Genomic DNA, 15,476 nt, shown 5'->3' with positions numbered 1-15,476 from the left:
AAGACATAGCAGCCGTTTATAGGTGCTATGCCTTCATTAACAAAATGAATTTATCTAAATCTCACTCATTAACTTTAAAGAAAGGCTTTGTTTTGATAGCCAGAGCCACCAATGACAACATCACTGGCACTTCAACCAAAACACCGACCACCGTGGCTAATGCAGCGCCCGAATTCAATCCAAACAGGCTAATGGCAACAGCTACCGCCAGTTCAAAGAAATTAGACGTGCCAATAAGTGCAGCAGGTGCAGCAACATTAAACGGCACTTTCCACAAATAAGCCCAACCATAAGCAATGGCAAAAATACCATAGCTTTGAATCAGTAATGGAATCGCAATCAAAACAATAACTAACGGTTTAGCCAGAATGGTTTCTGCCTGGAAACCAAACAATAGAACCACCATCGCTAACAAACCAAGAATTGAATAAGGCTTAACTTTTTGCGTAAAACGAGCAATTTCATGGTGATCCTGACTATTATCAAGACGTTTCCGTGTGATATAGCCGGCCAGTAATGGAATCACCACATACAGTACAACTGATAGAAATAAGGTTTCCCATGGCACGATAATATTGGTCATACCCAGTAGAAAGGCCGTAATCGGAGCAAAAGCAAACACCATGATTAAGTCGTTTATTGATACTTGCACCAGTGTGTAGTTTGCATCACCTTTAACCAACTGACTCCAGACAAATACCATGGCTGTGCATGGCGCAACCCCCAATAAAATCATCCCGGCAATGTATTCTTTTGCTGATTGAGGGTCGACCCAGTCGGCAAACAGAATCTCAAAAAATAGAATACCCAGCCCGGCCATAGTGAAAGGTTTGATTAGCCAGTTCACCACCAACGTGAGGCACAATCCTTTTGGTTTTTTACCAACATCTTTGATCGAGGCAAAATCCACATTGACCATCATCGGGTAAATCATCAACCAGATAAATACGGCGACAGCCAGATTCACATTGGCATATTGCCAAGCGGCCACCATTTGAAACACTGATGGAAACAAGGCCCCCAAAGCCACACCAGCAACAATACAAAGGCCAACCCAAACCGACAAATAACGTTCAAAAAAGCCTATTGCTGAACTAGAAGACGAGTTCATACCAATTCCTCTTCGATACGTGTTTTTAGTAACTGAAACGCTTCATCAAAAGCAGCTTCAATTTCCGCCTCCGTTCCCTCCGCTTTAGCAGGATCAGGAGTGCTCCAATGCAGTTTTTTATACTCACCATAAAAAATCGGACAAACTTCATTGGCGGCTTGGTCACAGACGGTAATCACATAATCAAAAGGTTGACCCGCAAACTCATCCCATGACTTGCTGACCGGATGACCAGGATCGATGCCATGGCGTTTTAATGTTTCTATTGATTTAGGATGAACATAACCCGCAGGCTGACTGCCAGCACTCACAGCCTGATATTCAGCTCCTTTAAGCTGATTAATCAAAGCCTCTGCCATCACTGAACGGCAAGAGTTACCCGTGCATAAAACCAGTATTCTTTTCATTTCAACTCTCTGTATTAACGGATTGAGGTTTACAACAATCAACAAATTCCACAACAGCACAATCGGCGTTCTCAGCCTGATGCAATCGCGCTAAATCACTACTGCAGCAATCCTGAACCATAAAGGCAATTAAATCTCTCATCTGTTCAAAATTAGCCATGTAGATAATGGAGCGACCTTCTTTACGCGATGTCACCAACTTGGCCTGACTCAAATGGGTCAGATGAAATGACAAGGTATTATGCGGAATACCCAGCGCATCACTGATGGCACCGGCTGCCAACCCTTGCGGACCGGCTTCCACCAGTAATCTAAAGGCCTGAAGACGTGTTTCCTGAGACAAGGCATCAAAGGCGGTGAGTGCATTTTGTAGTTTCATATGTCGATAATAGTCGACATATATTTTATATGTCAATAATTATGGACATATAAGCAGAAAGCTTAGCCATGTTAAAGTGTTCGACAAGTATGAAAATAATCGTAGGGGAATAAACGATGAGTAAAACATTAGTCATTGGAGCCAACGGCCAGATTGGAAAACAACTGATAAAGTTACTCTGTGCTGATGACAATCAGGTGAAAGCGATGATCCGCGACTCCCAGCAAGCTGCCTACTTTCAGGAATTAGGTGCTGAAACCATTATTGCCGATTTGGAATCCCCACTTCCGGAAACAGCATTTGAGGATTGTGACAAAGTCGTCTTTACTGCAGGCTCAGGTGGAAAAACCGGCGCTGACAAAACCATCCTGATTGATCTATGGGGTGCGGTGAAAGCTATCGATATGGTCAAGAAACATAATATCAAACAATTTGTTATGGTTAGCGCCAGAGATGCTGGCAATCCTGAAACAGGCACTGAGGCCATCAAACACTACAATATTTGTAAACATTTTGCAGACAACTATTTATTAGCCAGTGGCGTGCCTTACACCATCCTACGTCCTGGCAAACTGATTGATGACAAAGCCACAGGCTATATTTCCACACAACGAACAGGCGAGGCTGATAAGGATGTGATTACCCGTGCTGATGTCGCTGCCTGTATTCACTATTGCCTGAACCATACCGAATCCATTAACCAGATAGATGAGCTCTACAATGGTAATGAAACTATTCAGCAGGCATTTATCAACAGTGTGTCGGGACGACTAGGCTAGATTTACCAACCTGTCAGAGAGCGACTGTAGCGGCCAGCAACACGTTTTATCAGATATGCTAATGTCAGGCTGATAACGATAGTGAGCGGAAAGGTGACAACAAACTGTACCAATCCGCTCATTTCTTCAACATAAGGCAACCACTTATATCCCACCAACGCTATCAACACCCAGGGATGAATAAAATAAATCGCAAAACTCGCGTCGGCTAATAACATCAGTGCAGAAATGTCAGGATAACGTTCACTCAGCTTTTGCAGTAGTGACAAAAAGAAAAAACATAAAACGATTTTCTGCAAAATCAAGATATCCAGACCATCAAAGGTGAATGGATGTAATTTATGTAGATTACCGAATCCGGGATAAATCAGTGCCTGTAATATCGCCAGAAAGATAACGCCTGCGGCCAGTACAATGGTTTTTTTCGCAATGTAAGACTGAACAAAATCTCGGTGCATGGACACCAGAATCCCTAATAAATACATAGGCAAAAAATATAAAACGGCATGCCAGGGCGACAGATTACCGGCTGGGCGGTGGACAATCATCGCCACAACTAAGGCGATAACAAAAACAGTTACACGTGCTTTTACACTCAAGCGGATATAGCTGATAAACAATGGCGACATTAGAAATATCAGCATAATAAACGAGATATACCAATAGGCAAACGAGGTTCGGCCAGTCCATAAATACAGCCCAAACATGGTTAAATAATCTTGCCAGTGGCTGAGCGACGTGACTCCCAACTCTTTGGCATCGGGTAAGGAAATACCTGAACTTAAATAATAAATCAGTGCTAACGACGATAAAAACAGATAAGGCAGCAAGACATTTTTAACTTTCTTCAGCATAAACTGGCTGTATGCAAATTGCCTGTAAAAAATATGATGGAAGAAAAAACCGGAAATAAAGACGAATAAAGGTGAGCCACCCTGAATTAAGTTAGCAATCACTCTTTCATCAAAACTGGTGATGGATTTATAGCTAATACAATGTCCGGCAACGATGCTTAATATGGCAATGGCTCTGAAATAATCAAAGGCAATCAACCTCATTTAAGCAACTACCACAGATTTCAACCACCACATCGGCTTATCACTCTTCTCTAGACAAAACAGGCGAACAATACACCAAATAATCATAAGCAACATGATTTATTGGTGTCGGGACTCAGAGTGTTCAGAAATATACTTTTCAGCCTCTAATTTTGCCATAAAATCGACTTTGGGTATGGGTTTGCTCAGCAGGTAGCCCTGATAAAAATCGCATCCATGTTCAGCCAGAAAATTAAATTGTTCTCTCGTCTCCACCCCTTCTGCAACGACTGACATAGAAAGGCCTTTGGCTAATGCCATTACGGCTTTTACGATTGCCTGGCTGCTTTCACCCAGCTCAATATTTTTTACAAATTGTTGATCAATTTTTAACGTATTGAGTGGCAACTCCTGAAGGTATGATAAAGAGGAAAATCCTGTACCAAAATCATCCATCGCTAGACTCATTCCTGATGCTCGTAAGGCATTCATCCGTTGAATACAGAGCTCTTTGTTGGCTAGAGCCACACTTTCGGTAAGTTCTAACTCAATAGAATTTGGGTTTGTCTGAGTTTTATCTAATATTCCAAGCAGATGAGGAATAAGATCATCCCTATTAAATTCAACGGCAGATAAATTTACCGCAATGGGGACAATTGACAGATTTTTATCACGTAACTCGTTAATAAGACTACAACATTGCTCAAAGACCCAACGACCGATATCAATGATCAATAAAGATTGTTCAGCAATAGGAATAAACTTAGCTGGAGACACCATACCAAGTTCAGGATGCATCCATCTAATGAGTGCTTCAGCACCAACTATCTCCTGCTGGCTATCAAATTTGGGTTGGTAATAAATGACTAATTCATCTTTCTCAATCGCCTGGCGTAAATCATGTTCCAGTCGCATATTCTCTACAGCTTTAGAAGTCATGGCTGGCTGGTAGAAATGAAAGTTAGCACGCCCAGCCGCTTTCGCGTGGTACATCGCCGCGTCAGCGTGCTCAATTATGGCCTCAGGGGTATGCCCATCTTCAGGATAAATAGCGATACCGATACTAGCTGATATATGTAAGGTTTGATTATTAATTTGGTATGGGGTAGAAAGTGCGGCGAGTATTTTTTCAGCAATCATACTTGATAATGGTATAGAGGCGTCATTATCGTCAAAGTCCGTCAGCAGAATAACAAACTCATCCCCGCTCATTCTGACAGCAAGGTCAGTATCTCGGCAGTGATTTTTTAGACGGCTCGCAACCTCTACCAATAATCGATCACCTGTCGCATGACCCATTGAATCATTAATATTTTTAAATCGATCTAAATCAATAAACAACAGACAAAAAGACGTGCCATCTCGTTTAGCTCTTGCTAATGCTTGTGTTAGGTATTCATTCAGTACACGTCGGTTAGCTAATCCCGTTAAGCCATCATAATGAGCCTGGTTATACAGTTTTTCTTCCCAGGCAGCATTCGATAAAGCCACGGCAATTCGGTCACCAAAGTTTCTGGCGATATTTTTTACCTCTGGAGTAATGTGAGATAGCCGTTTGTAGGCAAAACCAACGATAGCAATAAGCTGTTCATTAGCAACTACCGGTACCACGAGATAATAAAACTGATTGTCACCCAGCATTTTCTTGATATAAGAATAAGCTGGGAGCTCATCATTAGATAAAATAAAAGAAGACTGTTCTTGAGATCTAAGCTGATGATAATCCTCATCACTCAATATGCTTGGCGTGCTAATGATCTGCATACTCTCATCGGCAATACGAAAATAAAGTTTTTCAATTTCGGATGAGTTTGGTTTGATGGTCGCAATAGCCATCATATCTAATCCCAAAGCGGCAGGTAGACGCTCCATAGCTGTTTCGACCACTTCCTCAGCTTCCCTTACAGATAGGATTTGTCGGTCGATTTCGCCCATCGTTGCTTGTATGTCGAATTGTGTCTGAATATGAAGCGTCATTTCATTAAATGATTCTGCTAGAGACTGAAATTCATCTTGGCTATCGATTTTTAATTGATAAGTGAAATCCCCCTCGCTTAACTTGGTTGTCGCTTCATGCAGAGAAGATAATGGTGCGAGATATCGTGAAATTAATTTAGTTACAAAGAAAAGAACCACCAGCACGGCAAGCATGATGATCGGTGGATAAAATGATTTAAAATGTGCATTGGCCGCTAAAGCAATTTTGTCAGGTTGTAGCTGGACAATTATGGCATCAGGTGATTCAAACATATTGTGTAACGGGGTATGCCAAAAGCCACCCAGCAATACCTGATGCTCATCAAGACGCCACTTAAATGTGCCACTATTTTGGGTAAACAGATCCTGCTTTAAATCAGGCGGTAACACATTGTGTTGTATGGTACTAAACCACAGAGCATCGTTCTCACCATAAATCATGAGTTCGTTGGCCCCTAACAACTCCTTTTCCCAGATAGAGTCATCTTTGAGCCGCCCCATCAACACAGTGTGTTGTTGAGATAGAAGAGGAACAATAACCCATAGTGAAGTGGTATCCGCTCCATCAACCGCTTTAATGACCGTTTGCCCTGATTCCGTCACGAATTTTTCGTGTGTATTCAGTTCAGGTACAGCAAGAGGTTCACCAACTAAAAACTGATTATCATTAGAGGTCTTACTCACAACAACATGACTAAAAAGAGAAGAAATCCTCTCTTTTAGTTGCATTGACTGGTTTGTGAACGTCAACTGTGAAGTTTTGTTTTCGAATAGTCTGAGGGCACTCTCAGCCACCACTACACGGTCAATCAGACGGAGTCCATAATCTTTACTACTTTTACGCAGTCCTGAAAACGCTTGTTGTTCGAGCTCACCGCTTACCTGATAAAAGGACACGACACCAAGAAGAGTAACAGGAATGATGGTGGCTAAGATAAAGGCAAAATAAAGACGTTTAGCAACCGTATTTTTACTAAAAAGTGAACGTGTCAGCATGAATCAGAAATCTTCAGCTACACCGATGAATAAACCATCTCTCGCCAAAATGATATCGTCCAGACTATCTCTATTAGAGATTTGCTTTTTAGTTACGCCATCCTTGCCGACACTATATAAATCATATTGTGTGTTGATAGGATTCAGCCTCTTATCTTGCCTGACATGTGCTCTTACACCCGGACCAGCATTAGCTATGTTGAGATATATATATGCATTTCCCCATGGGTCATTGCCATTATTTGGTAGACTACCAAGCTCAGCTAAATTGGCAGGGAAACGATTAGTTTCGGCATAAAACCGTTCGATAGAGAACCGAATTTTTGTTAAATCAGCAATGGCCAACTGCCGATCAGCTTCTTCTCGATATTGTTGATAACTGGGGACAGCAATCATCGCCAGAATACCAATAATTGCCACCACTATCATGAGTTCTATCAACGTCAGACCTTGCTCAAGATATTGTTTCCAAAGGTGAGAACAAAGAGACCTTTGAACAACTAGGTCATTGTTGGCGATGTTTTTATATCTGAGCGTCATAGTAATTGCAATTTGTCTTAAATTTAGCACTCCATCTTCAATGTAAGCGACCAAAACTGTGTTTAGTTTATCTTGTATACAAGATATCGGCTAAACCTGAATTTTATTAATAGTGAGCTAACTCACAAATTCAATTAGACTAGATACCTAATTACCAATATTTCTCAATACTGATCTGCCCTGGATCACGTCGGGAGTGTTTTTTCAGGCCATGGGTATCGATTAACACCTCCATGGTTTCATGCACCATTTCCGGGTTACCACACAACATCACCTGACTGTCTTCTGCATTGATTTTCAGACCAGTGCGTTGCTCCAGACGACCATCTTCAACAGCCTGAGGAATACGTCCTGTTAAGGCATCAGGTGCTTGTTCACGACTGACAAAAGGCACATAAATAAACTGCTCTGCTCGTGTTTGTTTTATCGCATCAATGTTGTCCTGATAGGTCAGTTCATTTTGATGCCTGACCGCATGTACCAAAACCACTTTTTCAAACTGCTGCCACACTTCCTGCGTATTTAAAATAGACAGAAAAGGACCAATACCCGTGCCGGTGGATAGCAAATACAGATGCTTGCCCTCAGGTAATTGATCCAAGGTCATTAAGCCGGCTGCTTTAGGCGCGACCAAAATAGCATCACCGGCTTTAAGTTTGGCTAGTCGGGTAGAAAGCAAACCATCAAGCACCTCAATAAAATAAAAATCGAGCGGTCTTGTGTCTGGACTGTTCACCAAGGAAAAAGGTCGGCTGACAAGTTCACCCTCAATTTCCAAAGCTAAACGCGTAAACTGCCCAGCTTTGAACGTTGGATAATCGACATCCAGCCTTAATGAATGCAAACGATCATTCCATTGTTTATTTTCAACTACTGTAGCCGTCAGCCAATCAGCCATTGTGCTGTCTCCTTTTTGTCGGGTTGATATCACTTTCTGGTTTATGGTCATGCTACTATCATTCCACTTTTAATACGACGTACTAAGCCAACATCACCTGAGCTCAAGGATTAACGCTAAATGACCAATCACATCATTGCCGAAGCGACATTAACCGATCTTAATGCCATTACCCAGTTGCTGACCGTGCTGTTTACTCAGGAAGCTGACTTTGAACCACAACCAGAAAAACAAATGCACGCGGTCAGTGATATTCTCAGGCATCCCGACAAGGGCCACTTTTTACTTATCAAACACCAGTCAAAAGTGGTCGGTGTAGTCAGTTTGTTATATCTCACCTCAACCGCCATGGGTGGTAAAGTCGCTTTATTAGAAGATATGGTGATTGCTGAACAACATCGCGGCAAAGGCTTCGGCTCGGCTTTGTTAAGTGCCGCGGTCAACTTTGCCAGACAACAAGGTTGTCTGCGCATTACCTTATTAACCGATGCCGATAATGCCATTGCCCAGAAAATGTATCAGGACGAGGGGTTTACTCACTCTGCCATGATTCCGATGCGATTAATTTTAGACACATAAACAAACACGCCATGGACGCCATTAACCCCAAATTATTATGGGAAATTTTTAAACATATACAACGTTGGTTAGCGAATCTTAATCGCGCAGGCGAACAGCGTCAGCAACAATCCAGAACAGCGCTGAGAAATGTCATTATCGCTGCCCGGGAAACCAGTGTGTATGTCAGACAGATACAAGATACCCAACAAGCCGATCATGCGACTGAGCGACATCTGGCGAAATGCTGGACCCAACTGGGATTTGATTTAGACGATTTGGGACTGAGTAAACTGGCGAAACGCTGCCACATAACGGGTAAACATTGGGCTGACCCTAAGTTTTACACCGATGATTTTCTGCAAAAAGCCGATATCAGCCTGGATAGAATGGAAAGATTAGCAAAACAGATTTTATTGGATATTGATAAACTCTAAATCATGAAAAAAATCATCTCATTTAGTCTATTCGTTTTATTCAGTCCATTGGCTCAGGCTCAGTCACTGTGTCCAATGACAAATGCTGATGCCATGCAAGCTTGTCTCGATAGGAAACTGCAATCAGCGATTGATGAAATGGTCAGTGACTTAACGATAATCAAACAACGCCATGCTGAAAACGATGCATTGCTAAAGTCGCTTGAGTTATCGCAGCAAACATGGGATGCCTACCGGAAAACGCAATGCCTGAATGTCTATCAGACCTGGCAAAACAATGCGCAGCAACAAGCTGTAACCGCCAGTTGCGCCATTGAGCTGACCAGGCAACGTAATCAGTTTTTACAAGACTATTATCTGAAATAAACCTCATTCAGACTTGTGAAAAATAATGGCGCGCCCGATCGGCATCCTTGTGAATCTGGCTGATCAGCTGATCCAGACTGTCAAAACGCTGCTCATCACGAATCTTATGTAAGAAAAACACCTGAACATGCTCGCCATAGATCTCTCTCTTAAAATCAAACAGATGCACTTCAAGCAAGGCCTTGTTACCACCAATAGTCGGTCGGATACCAATATTTGCCACACCATTAACCGGTTCTTCATCAATACCAAATAGCTGCACAGCAAACACCCCTGTCAGTGGAATTTTATGCCGATGAAGATGAATATTTGCCGTGGGGAATCCCATCTTACGACCACGCTTATCGCCATGCGCTACCCGACCACTCATCCGATATGGACGTCCTAATAACTTCTCAGCTAAGAGTAAGTCACCACTGCTTAGTGCATTTCTGATACGGGTGCTGCTTACCCGGTCTTGATCGATAGCAAAGGTGTGCATGTTCACCACCTGAAAGCCATATTGCCGTCCGGCTTGCTGTAATAACGCAAAATCGCCTTTTCGTTCACAGCCAAAGCGGAAGTCATCCCCCACCACCAGATATTTAACGTTTAATCCTTCCACTAATAATTTTTGGATAAAGAGTTCAGCCGACATCTCTGCCAACTGTTGATTAAACCGTAAAACACATAATTGCTGGATGGAATAACAGCGCAAAGCCTCCACTTTTTCACGAAACCGCGTCAATCTGGCTGGCGCTTTTTCCGGAACAAAATATTCAAATGGCTGCGGTTCAAACGTAATCACTACGGCGGGTAATTTTAGCGTATCGCCTTTCATGGCTAATTGTGTCAATACCGCTTGATGGCCTAAGTGGACACCGTCAAAATTACCGATGGTGGCAACACACCCTTGAGGTGAAGCAGGTAAATTATGAAAACCGCGAATGATTTTCGGCATAAGACGTTGTCTACCAAAAAAATAACTAAACACAACAGAGTAACGGCAAATAAAAAAACAATCCAGCAGGCAAGCCCACGCCTATTACCTTATAATAGGCGCAAAATTATTTCGGTCAGAGGCAAGAATGGCAGCGAAACAAAAAAAACTGGATTATGAAGCTGCAGTTAAAGAGCTGGAAGCATTAGTTGAACGCCTGGAACAAGGCGATATCAGTCTGGAAGAATCACTCAAACTTTATGAACGTGGCGTATTACTCACACGTGATTGCCAGGAATCATTACAAGCGGCAGAACAAAAAGTGCAAATGCTGTTACAACAATCTGGCCAAAGCAATATGGTAGATTTTGATCCGGAAACTGGTGACGCGTGAACGTAAAGTTTCCTCTGCAAGACTGGATGTTAAAACACCAGTCTCAAATCGAATTTGTTCTGGAAAAACGTCTTCAACAGGCACAAAAGCCAGGTTCAGCGCGTTTATTTGAAGCGATGCGCTATGCCACATTAGGTGGCGGCAAACGCTTACGCGCCCTGCTCGTCTATGCCACTGGTCAGGCATTAGGTGCAAAACAATCTGCTATGGATGTCGCGGCGGCGGCAGTAGAAATGATTCACGCCTACTCACTTGTGCATGATGATATGCCAATCATGGATGATGATGATCTGCGCAGAGGTCGTCCGACCTGCCACAAAGCCTATGATGATGCGACTGCACTTTTAGTTGGTGATGCCTTACAAACGCTGGCTTTCGAAACCTTGTGCGATGATATTCTGACCGAGAAACAACAAAGTCGCATGGTCAAAACACTGACTCAGGCTTCTGGTGCAGCAGGTATGGCAGGCGGTCAGGCCATTGATCTGGAATCTGTTGGCAAAAAACTGGATATCGATGCCCTACAGGCAATGCATAAATTAAAAACTGGCGCTCTCATCCGTGCCAGTGTTGTGCTCGGTGCACTCGCTGCCGAACACTATGATGAAGTGACACTGGAACATCTTGATCGTTATGCAGACTGCATTGGACTAGCGTTTCAGGTTCAGGATGATGTGCTGGATGTCATCACTGACACTGAAACACTTGGAAAGACCCAAGGTGCCGATATTGCATTGAATAAACCCACATATCCTGCTTTACTAGGTCTTGAAAAAGCACAACAAAAAGCGGTTGCTCTGATTGAAAAAGCACTGACTCACCTTGATGAGTGCCCATTTAATACAGAAGTGCTGGCCGAATTAGCTCAGTTTGTTGTGAAACGCTCACATTAAGAAATCGACAGAATGGATACTATACTCACTCATATCAACAGCCCAGAAGATCTGCGTCAACTGGACAAAAAACAGTTGCCTCAGCTGGCAGAAGAGTTGAGAACACTCATTATCGATAGTGTGCAACAAACCGGTGGGCATATTTCATCCAACCTAGGTGTCATCGAACTCACTATCGCTTTGCATTATGTGTTTGATACCCCCACTGATCGCTTAGTCTGGGATGTGGGTCACCAAAGCTATGTTCATAAAATCCTCACCGGTCGCCGGGATCAGATGAATACTATGCGTCAGCCCGGTGGTTTATCAGGTTTTCCTAAACGCAGTGAGAGTGAATATGACACTTTTGGTGTGGGTCATTCGAGTACCTCCATCAGTGCCGCCCTTGGTATGGCACTCGCTGCACAAGCCAACAATGATCCACGACATGCTGTCGCCATTATTGGTGATGGCGCCCTCACCGCTGGACAGGCATTTGAGGCGCTGGCACATGCCGGTGACTTGAGCGCGAATTTATTAGTCATTCTCAATGATAATGAAATGTCGATTTCAAAAAATGTCGGCGGCATGGCGAATTATCTCGCTAAATTATTATCGGGTAGCTTCTATGCCAGTGCTCGTGAAGGCAGCAAGCGTGTACTGGAAAAAATTCCACCCGCCTGGGAAATTGCTAAACGCGCTGAAGAGCATGTTAAAGGCATGATGATCCCAGGTACCCTATTCGAAGAAATGGGCTTTAATTATATTGGCCCGATTGATGGTCACGATATCGATACGCTCATTGCGACTATGACCAATTTGAAAAAACGTAAGGGTCCGCAATTTCTTCATATCGTCACCAAAAAAGGCAAAGGCTATGAGCCTGCCGAATTACACCCCTGCAAATATCATGGTGTCAGTCCGGCCAATAGTAAATCTTCTGGCCCGACGTATACCCAAGTGTTTGGTCGTTGGTTATGCGATATGGCTCGTCTGGATCCGGACTTATTCGGCATCACACCTGCCATGTGTGAAGGCTCGGGGTTGAACCGCTTTGCTGAAGACTTTCCTGAGCGTTATTTTGATGTCGGCATCGCTGAACAACATTCTGTGACCTTAGCAGCAGGCTTGGCCTGTGATGGCAAAAAACCGGTTGTCGCAATTTACTCGACCTTCTTACAAAGAGCCTATGACCAACTGATTCATGATGTCGCTATTCAGAATCTGAATGTGCTGTTTGCGATTGATCGTGCCGGCTTGGTTGGCGCTGATGGTCCGACACATGCGGGTAGCTTTGATTTAAGCTTCCTGCGCTGCATTCCTAATATGATCATCATGGCACCGGCTGATGAAAATGAATGTCGGCAAATGTTAACCACCGGTTTCCGTTATAACGGACCGGCAGCAGTGCGTTATCCGCGGGGCAGTGGCAATGGCACCCCTGTTGAGCCAGCTTTAACTTCATTAGAAATAGGAAAAGCCCAATTAAAACGTCAAGGTAAAAAGGTCGCGATTCTGGCCTTTGGCAGCATGGTCACTGCAGCTGAACAAGCCGCAGAACAAATCAATGCCACGGTGGTGAATATGCGCTTTGTCAAACCCCTAGATACGGACATCATCAATCACATTGCTAACTCGCACGATTTAATCATCACCATTGAAGAAAATGCTGTGATGGGTGGCGCAGGTAGCGCAGTAAATGAATATTTAAGAGAAATAAATCATCCTGTCGCCATAAAATTAATGGGATTGCCCGATACATTTATCGAGCATGGCGTTCATAGCAGCATGTTAAGTGGATGTGGTCTGGATGCTGCAGGTATTTTGCATACCATTAATCAGCACTTTACGGCATAATACGCTGTCTTCGTGAACGATTCCTGAGTATAATAGTCAACATTATGAGCGCAACGTATACCCTGAAAATTCTGGCCGATTTTGCCTCGGCACACACCTTAAGAGATTATCCAGGTGATTGCCGTCGTATGCATGGTCACAACTGGAAGCTGGAAGTCGAAGTCACTGCTATTGATCTAAATGAACATGGCATGGGTATGGACTTCAAAACCATTAAAACAGCTACTCGCGAGTTGGCTAAAACGCTGGACCACCGTTATCTGAATGACATCCCACCATTCGATACCATTAATCCAACGGCTGAAAATATTGCCAGATTTTTTTACCAAAAGCTCAGTGATACGTTAAATAATGATATCGCTAAAGTTTCCGGTGTCACCTTGTGGGAAACAGATCGCGCTTGCGTTAAATACAGCGAGGACAATTGAATGAGCACAACCCCAGCTAGCACTGAGATCAAAGACGAAATCGAAGACGTACAGAATATTGCCGACCAGCGTAAAATCGCTATTGATAAAGTCGGTATTAAAGATATTAAACACCCGGTCAAAGTCAGTGACCGTACCACCGGTGAACAGCACACCATTGCTAACTTTAATATGTATGTGAACCTGCCTCATCAGTTTAAAGGCACACATATGTCTCGTTTTGTTGAGATTTTGAATCAGCATGAACGTGAGATCACTGTTAAATCTTTCCGTGAAATGCTGGGTCAAATGACTGAGCGTCTTGACGCGGAATCAGGCTATATTGAAATGAACTTCCCTTATTTTGTGAATAAGGAAGCACCTGTTTCAAAAGTGAAAAGTCTAATGGATTATGACGTCACCTTTATCGGTGAAATCACTGGTACTAAAACCATGATGACGGTTAAGGTCGTCGTTCCTGTGACGAGCTTGTGCCCATGTTCAAAGAATATCTCTGACTATGGCGCGCATAACCAACGTTCACACGTCACTTTGACTGTTCGTGTTGATAGCTTTGTCTGGATTGAAGATTTAATCGATCTGGTAGAAAAAGAAGCCTCTTGCGAAATCTTTGGTTTATTAAAACGTCCGGATGAAAAATTCGTCACCGAACGTGCGTACGATAATCCAAAATTTGTTGAAGATATGGTGCGTGACATTGCAGCCAGATTAAATGATGATTCTCGTATCACCGCTTACACAGTCGAATCAGAAAACTTCGAATCTATTCATAACCATTCTGCATACGCATTGATTACCAAAGGTTTTGATTGATACATCATCAATCACAAATAAAAAAAGCCCGGTTAAACCGGGCTTTTTTATGCTCAATATTTTTGTCTTAAATCGAGACGCTCACCATTATGTTGAATATCCAGTTGGCCAAGAAAAGACATGCCCAGTAGCGTCACTGAAGGTTCTTCACCATCCAAAACCACAGCATCGACATTGTGTAGCTTTATCTGTTCAAGTTGCACATAATCCAGCTTCACCTTATATCCGACACTACTGCCTGATGCCGTTCTTATGCCAACTTGCTGACCGCGAAGATAATCAATACCAAGGCGGGATGCCGTCGCGGCATTCATAGCGATGGTGCTGGCGCCGGTATCGACTAAGAAACTTATCGTATAACCATTGATATTACCGGTAGCAGTATACATACCATTGGTCGGCCACAACGTCACTGCTGTTTTTTTCTCGGCTTCTATGTAATTGCTATTAATCCGATCGCCCAATGGAAAGATCTGTTTTTCGCCATTGATTTCAAACGTTGCGCTATTACTGTTAGCAGCAATTAACTTCAGGCCCTCTGGGCTGGTTTCTCCGACATTTAAAAAATGCTGCTGACCATCTACTTCAACCACAGCTTTGTCTTTAAACAGGCCAACCACCATAATGTTAACAACGACAGCCTCTGCTCGACTGCTAATTAACAGTATAATAAGCCACATTAATATGACTTTAGCCATAACGTTTCTT

General features: G+C 43.1%; 18 protein-coding genes. 9 read left to right on the top strand and 9 right to left on the bottom strand.

Features of this window, described 5'->3' with window-relative positions; translation table 11 throughout:
* Positions 1 to 61: 61 nt before the first annotated feature.
* Genes arsB through AC13DA_RS05220 form a run of 3 tightly spaced genes read right to left on the bottom strand, consistent with a single transcriptional unit; the run spans position 62 to position 1,897 of the window.
* Positions 62 to 1,111, bottom strand: coding sequence for an ACR3 family arsenite efflux transporter (arsB, locus tag AC13DA_RS05230; RefSeq protein WP_284451813.1), 1,050 nt, complete (start codon positions 1,109 to 1,111; stop codon positions 62 to 64).
* Positions 1,108 to 1,518, bottom strand: a complete 411-nt coding sequence (locus AC13DA_RS05225) for an arsenate reductase ArsC (protein ID WP_284451814.1) — start codon at positions 1,516 to 1,518, stop codon at positions 1,108 to 1,110. The genes arsB and AC13DA_RS05225 overlap by 4 nt, the downstream gene beginning before the upstream one ends.
* Position 1,519: 1 nt before the next feature.
* Positions 1,520 to 1,897, bottom strand: a complete 378-nt coding sequence (locus AC13DA_RS05220) for an ArsR/SmtB family transcription factor (RefSeq protein WP_284451815.1) — start codon at positions 1,895 to 1,897, stop codon at positions 1,520 to 1,522.
* A 116-nt stretch (positions 1,898 to 2,013) separates the two neighbouring features.
* Here AC13DA_RS05220 and AC13DA_RS05215 point away from each other — a divergent pair, with 116 nt between their 5' ends.
* A complete protein-coding gene (locus tag AC13DA_RS05215; RefSeq protein ID WP_284451816.1) occupies positions 2,014 to 2,676 on the top strand; it encodes an SDR family oxidoreductase in 663 nt (220 codons plus the stop codon).
* Positions 2,677 to 2,678: 2 nt separating this feature from the next.
* Here AC13DA_RS05215 and AC13DA_RS05210 read toward each other — a convergent pair whose 3' ends face one another.
* The 4 genes from AC13DA_RS05210 to AC13DA_RS05195 all read right to left on the bottom strand — a co-directional run bounded on the left by AC13DA_RS05210 (position 2,679) and on the right by AC13DA_RS05195 (position 8,124).
* Positions 2,679 to 3,734 carry an acyltransferase family protein gene (locus tag AC13DA_RS05210; RefSeq protein WP_284451817.1) on the bottom strand — a complete coding sequence of 352 codons (1,056 nt, stop codon included), beginning with the start codon at positions 3,732 to 3,734 and terminating at the stop codon, positions 2,679 to 2,681.
* A gap of 99 nt (positions 3,735 to 3,833) precedes the next feature.
* Positions 3,834 to 6,686 (bottom strand): bifunctional diguanylate cyclase/phosphodiesterase, encoded by a 2,853-nt coding sequence (locus tag AC13DA_RS05205; RefSeq protein WP_284451818.1) that lies wholly within the window; start codon positions 6,684 to 6,686, stop codon positions 3,834 to 3,836.
* A gap of 3 nt (positions 6,687 to 6,689) precedes the next feature.
* Positions 6,690 to 7,256 (bottom strand): type IV pilin protein, encoded by a 567-nt coding sequence (locus AC13DA_RS05200; RefSeq protein ID WP_482945855.1) that lies wholly within the window; start codon positions 7,254 to 7,256, stop codon positions 6,690 to 6,692.
* Between the two features lie 121 nt (positions 7,257 to 7,377).
* Positions 7,378 to 8,124 carry a ferredoxin--NADP reductase gene (locus AC13DA_RS05195; protein WP_284451820.1) on the bottom strand — a complete coding sequence of 249 codons (747 nt, stop codon included), beginning with the start codon at positions 8,122 to 8,124 and terminating at the stop codon, positions 7,378 to 7,380.
* 120 nt (positions 8,125 to 8,244) lie between these two features.
* Here AC13DA_RS05195 and AC13DA_RS05190 point away from each other — a divergent pair, with 120 nt between their 5' ends.
* From AC13DA_RS05190 to AC13DA_RS05180, 3 genes are read left to right on the top strand one after another with little or no spacing between them, the layout of a single operon-like run.
* Positions 8,245 to 8,703, top strand: coding sequence for a GNAT family N-acetyltransferase (locus tag AC13DA_RS05190; RefSeq protein ID WP_007145862.1), 459 nt, complete (start codon positions 8,245 to 8,247; stop codon positions 8,701 to 8,703).
* A gap of 11 nt (positions 8,704 to 8,714) precedes the next feature.
* Positions 8,715 to 9,119 (top strand): hypothetical protein, encoded by a 405-nt coding sequence (locus tag AC13DA_RS05185; RefSeq protein WP_284451821.1) that lies wholly within the window; start codon positions 8,715 to 8,717, stop codon positions 9,117 to 9,119.
* 3 nt (positions 9,120 to 9,122) lie between these two features.
* Complete coding sequence (locus AC13DA_RS05180) at positions 9,123 to 9,485, top strand: lysozyme inhibitor LprI family protein (RefSeq protein WP_284451822.1); 363 nt, start codon at positions 9,123 to 9,125, stop codon at positions 9,483 to 9,485.
* A gap of 7 nt (positions 9,486 to 9,492) precedes the next feature.
* Here AC13DA_RS05180 and ribF read toward each other — a convergent pair whose 3' ends face one another.
* The gene (ribF, locus tag AC13DA_RS05175) at positions 9,493 to 10,425 is read right to left on the bottom strand and encodes a bifunctional riboflavin kinase/FAD synthetase (protein WP_284451823.1); all 933 of its coding nucleotides are present in this window, start codon (positions 10,423 to 10,425) and stop codon (positions 9,493 to 9,495) included.
* 127 nt (positions 10,426 to 10,552) lie between these two features.
* Between ribF and AC13DA_RS05170 the strand changes: the two genes are divergently transcribed.
* From AC13DA_RS05170 to folE2, 5 genes are read left to right on the top strand one after another with little or no spacing between them, the layout of a single operon-like run.
* Positions 10,553 to 10,798, top strand: a complete 246-nt coding sequence (locus AC13DA_RS05170; RefSeq protein ID WP_284451824.1) for an exodeoxyribonuclease VII small subunit — start codon at positions 10,553 to 10,555, stop codon at positions 10,796 to 10,798.
* Between the two features lie 26 nt (positions 10,799 to 10,824).
* Positions 10,825 to 11,691 (top strand): (2E,6E)-farnesyl diphosphate synthase, encoded by an 867-nt coding sequence (gene ispA / locus AC13DA_RS05165; protein WP_284451881.1) that lies wholly within the window; start codon positions 10,825 to 10,827, stop codon positions 11,689 to 11,691.
* A 12-nt stretch (positions 11,692 to 11,703) separates the two neighbouring features.
* A complete protein-coding gene (gene dxs, locus AC13DA_RS05160; protein ID WP_284451825.1) occupies positions 11,704 to 13,527 on the top strand; it encodes a 1-deoxy-D-xylulose-5-phosphate synthase in 1,824 nt (607 codons plus the stop codon).
* Positions 13,528 to 13,571: 44 nt separating this feature from the next.
* On the top strand, positions 13,572 to 13,955 hold the full coding sequence (gene queD, locus AC13DA_RS05155; RefSeq protein WP_040576268.1) for a 6-carboxytetrahydropterin synthase QueD: 384 nt from the start codon (positions 13,572 to 13,574) through the stop codon (positions 13,953 to 13,955).
* Positions 13,956 to 14,768, top strand: coding sequence for a GTP cyclohydrolase FolE2 (gene folE2 / locus AC13DA_RS05150; protein WP_007145870.1), 813 nt, complete (start codon positions 13,956 to 13,958; stop codon positions 14,766 to 14,768). It begins immediately after the preceding gene.
* Between the two features lie 53 nt (positions 14,769 to 14,821).
* On the opposite strand, the gene AC13DA_RS05145 is transcribed toward folE2, so the two are convergent.
* On the bottom strand, positions 14,822 to 15,466 hold the full coding sequence (locus tag AC13DA_RS05145; protein WP_007145871.1) for a retropepsin-like aspartic protease family protein: 645 nt from the start codon (positions 15,464 to 15,466) through the stop codon (positions 14,822 to 14,824).
* Positions 15,467 to 15,476: the final 10 nt, after the last annotated feature.

The sequence above is a fragment of the Methylophaga sp. F-2 genome, from assembly GCF_056859315.1.
Note: the sequence above shows the minus strand (reverse complement) of the source record. Positions and strands in the feature narration are given on the sequence as shown.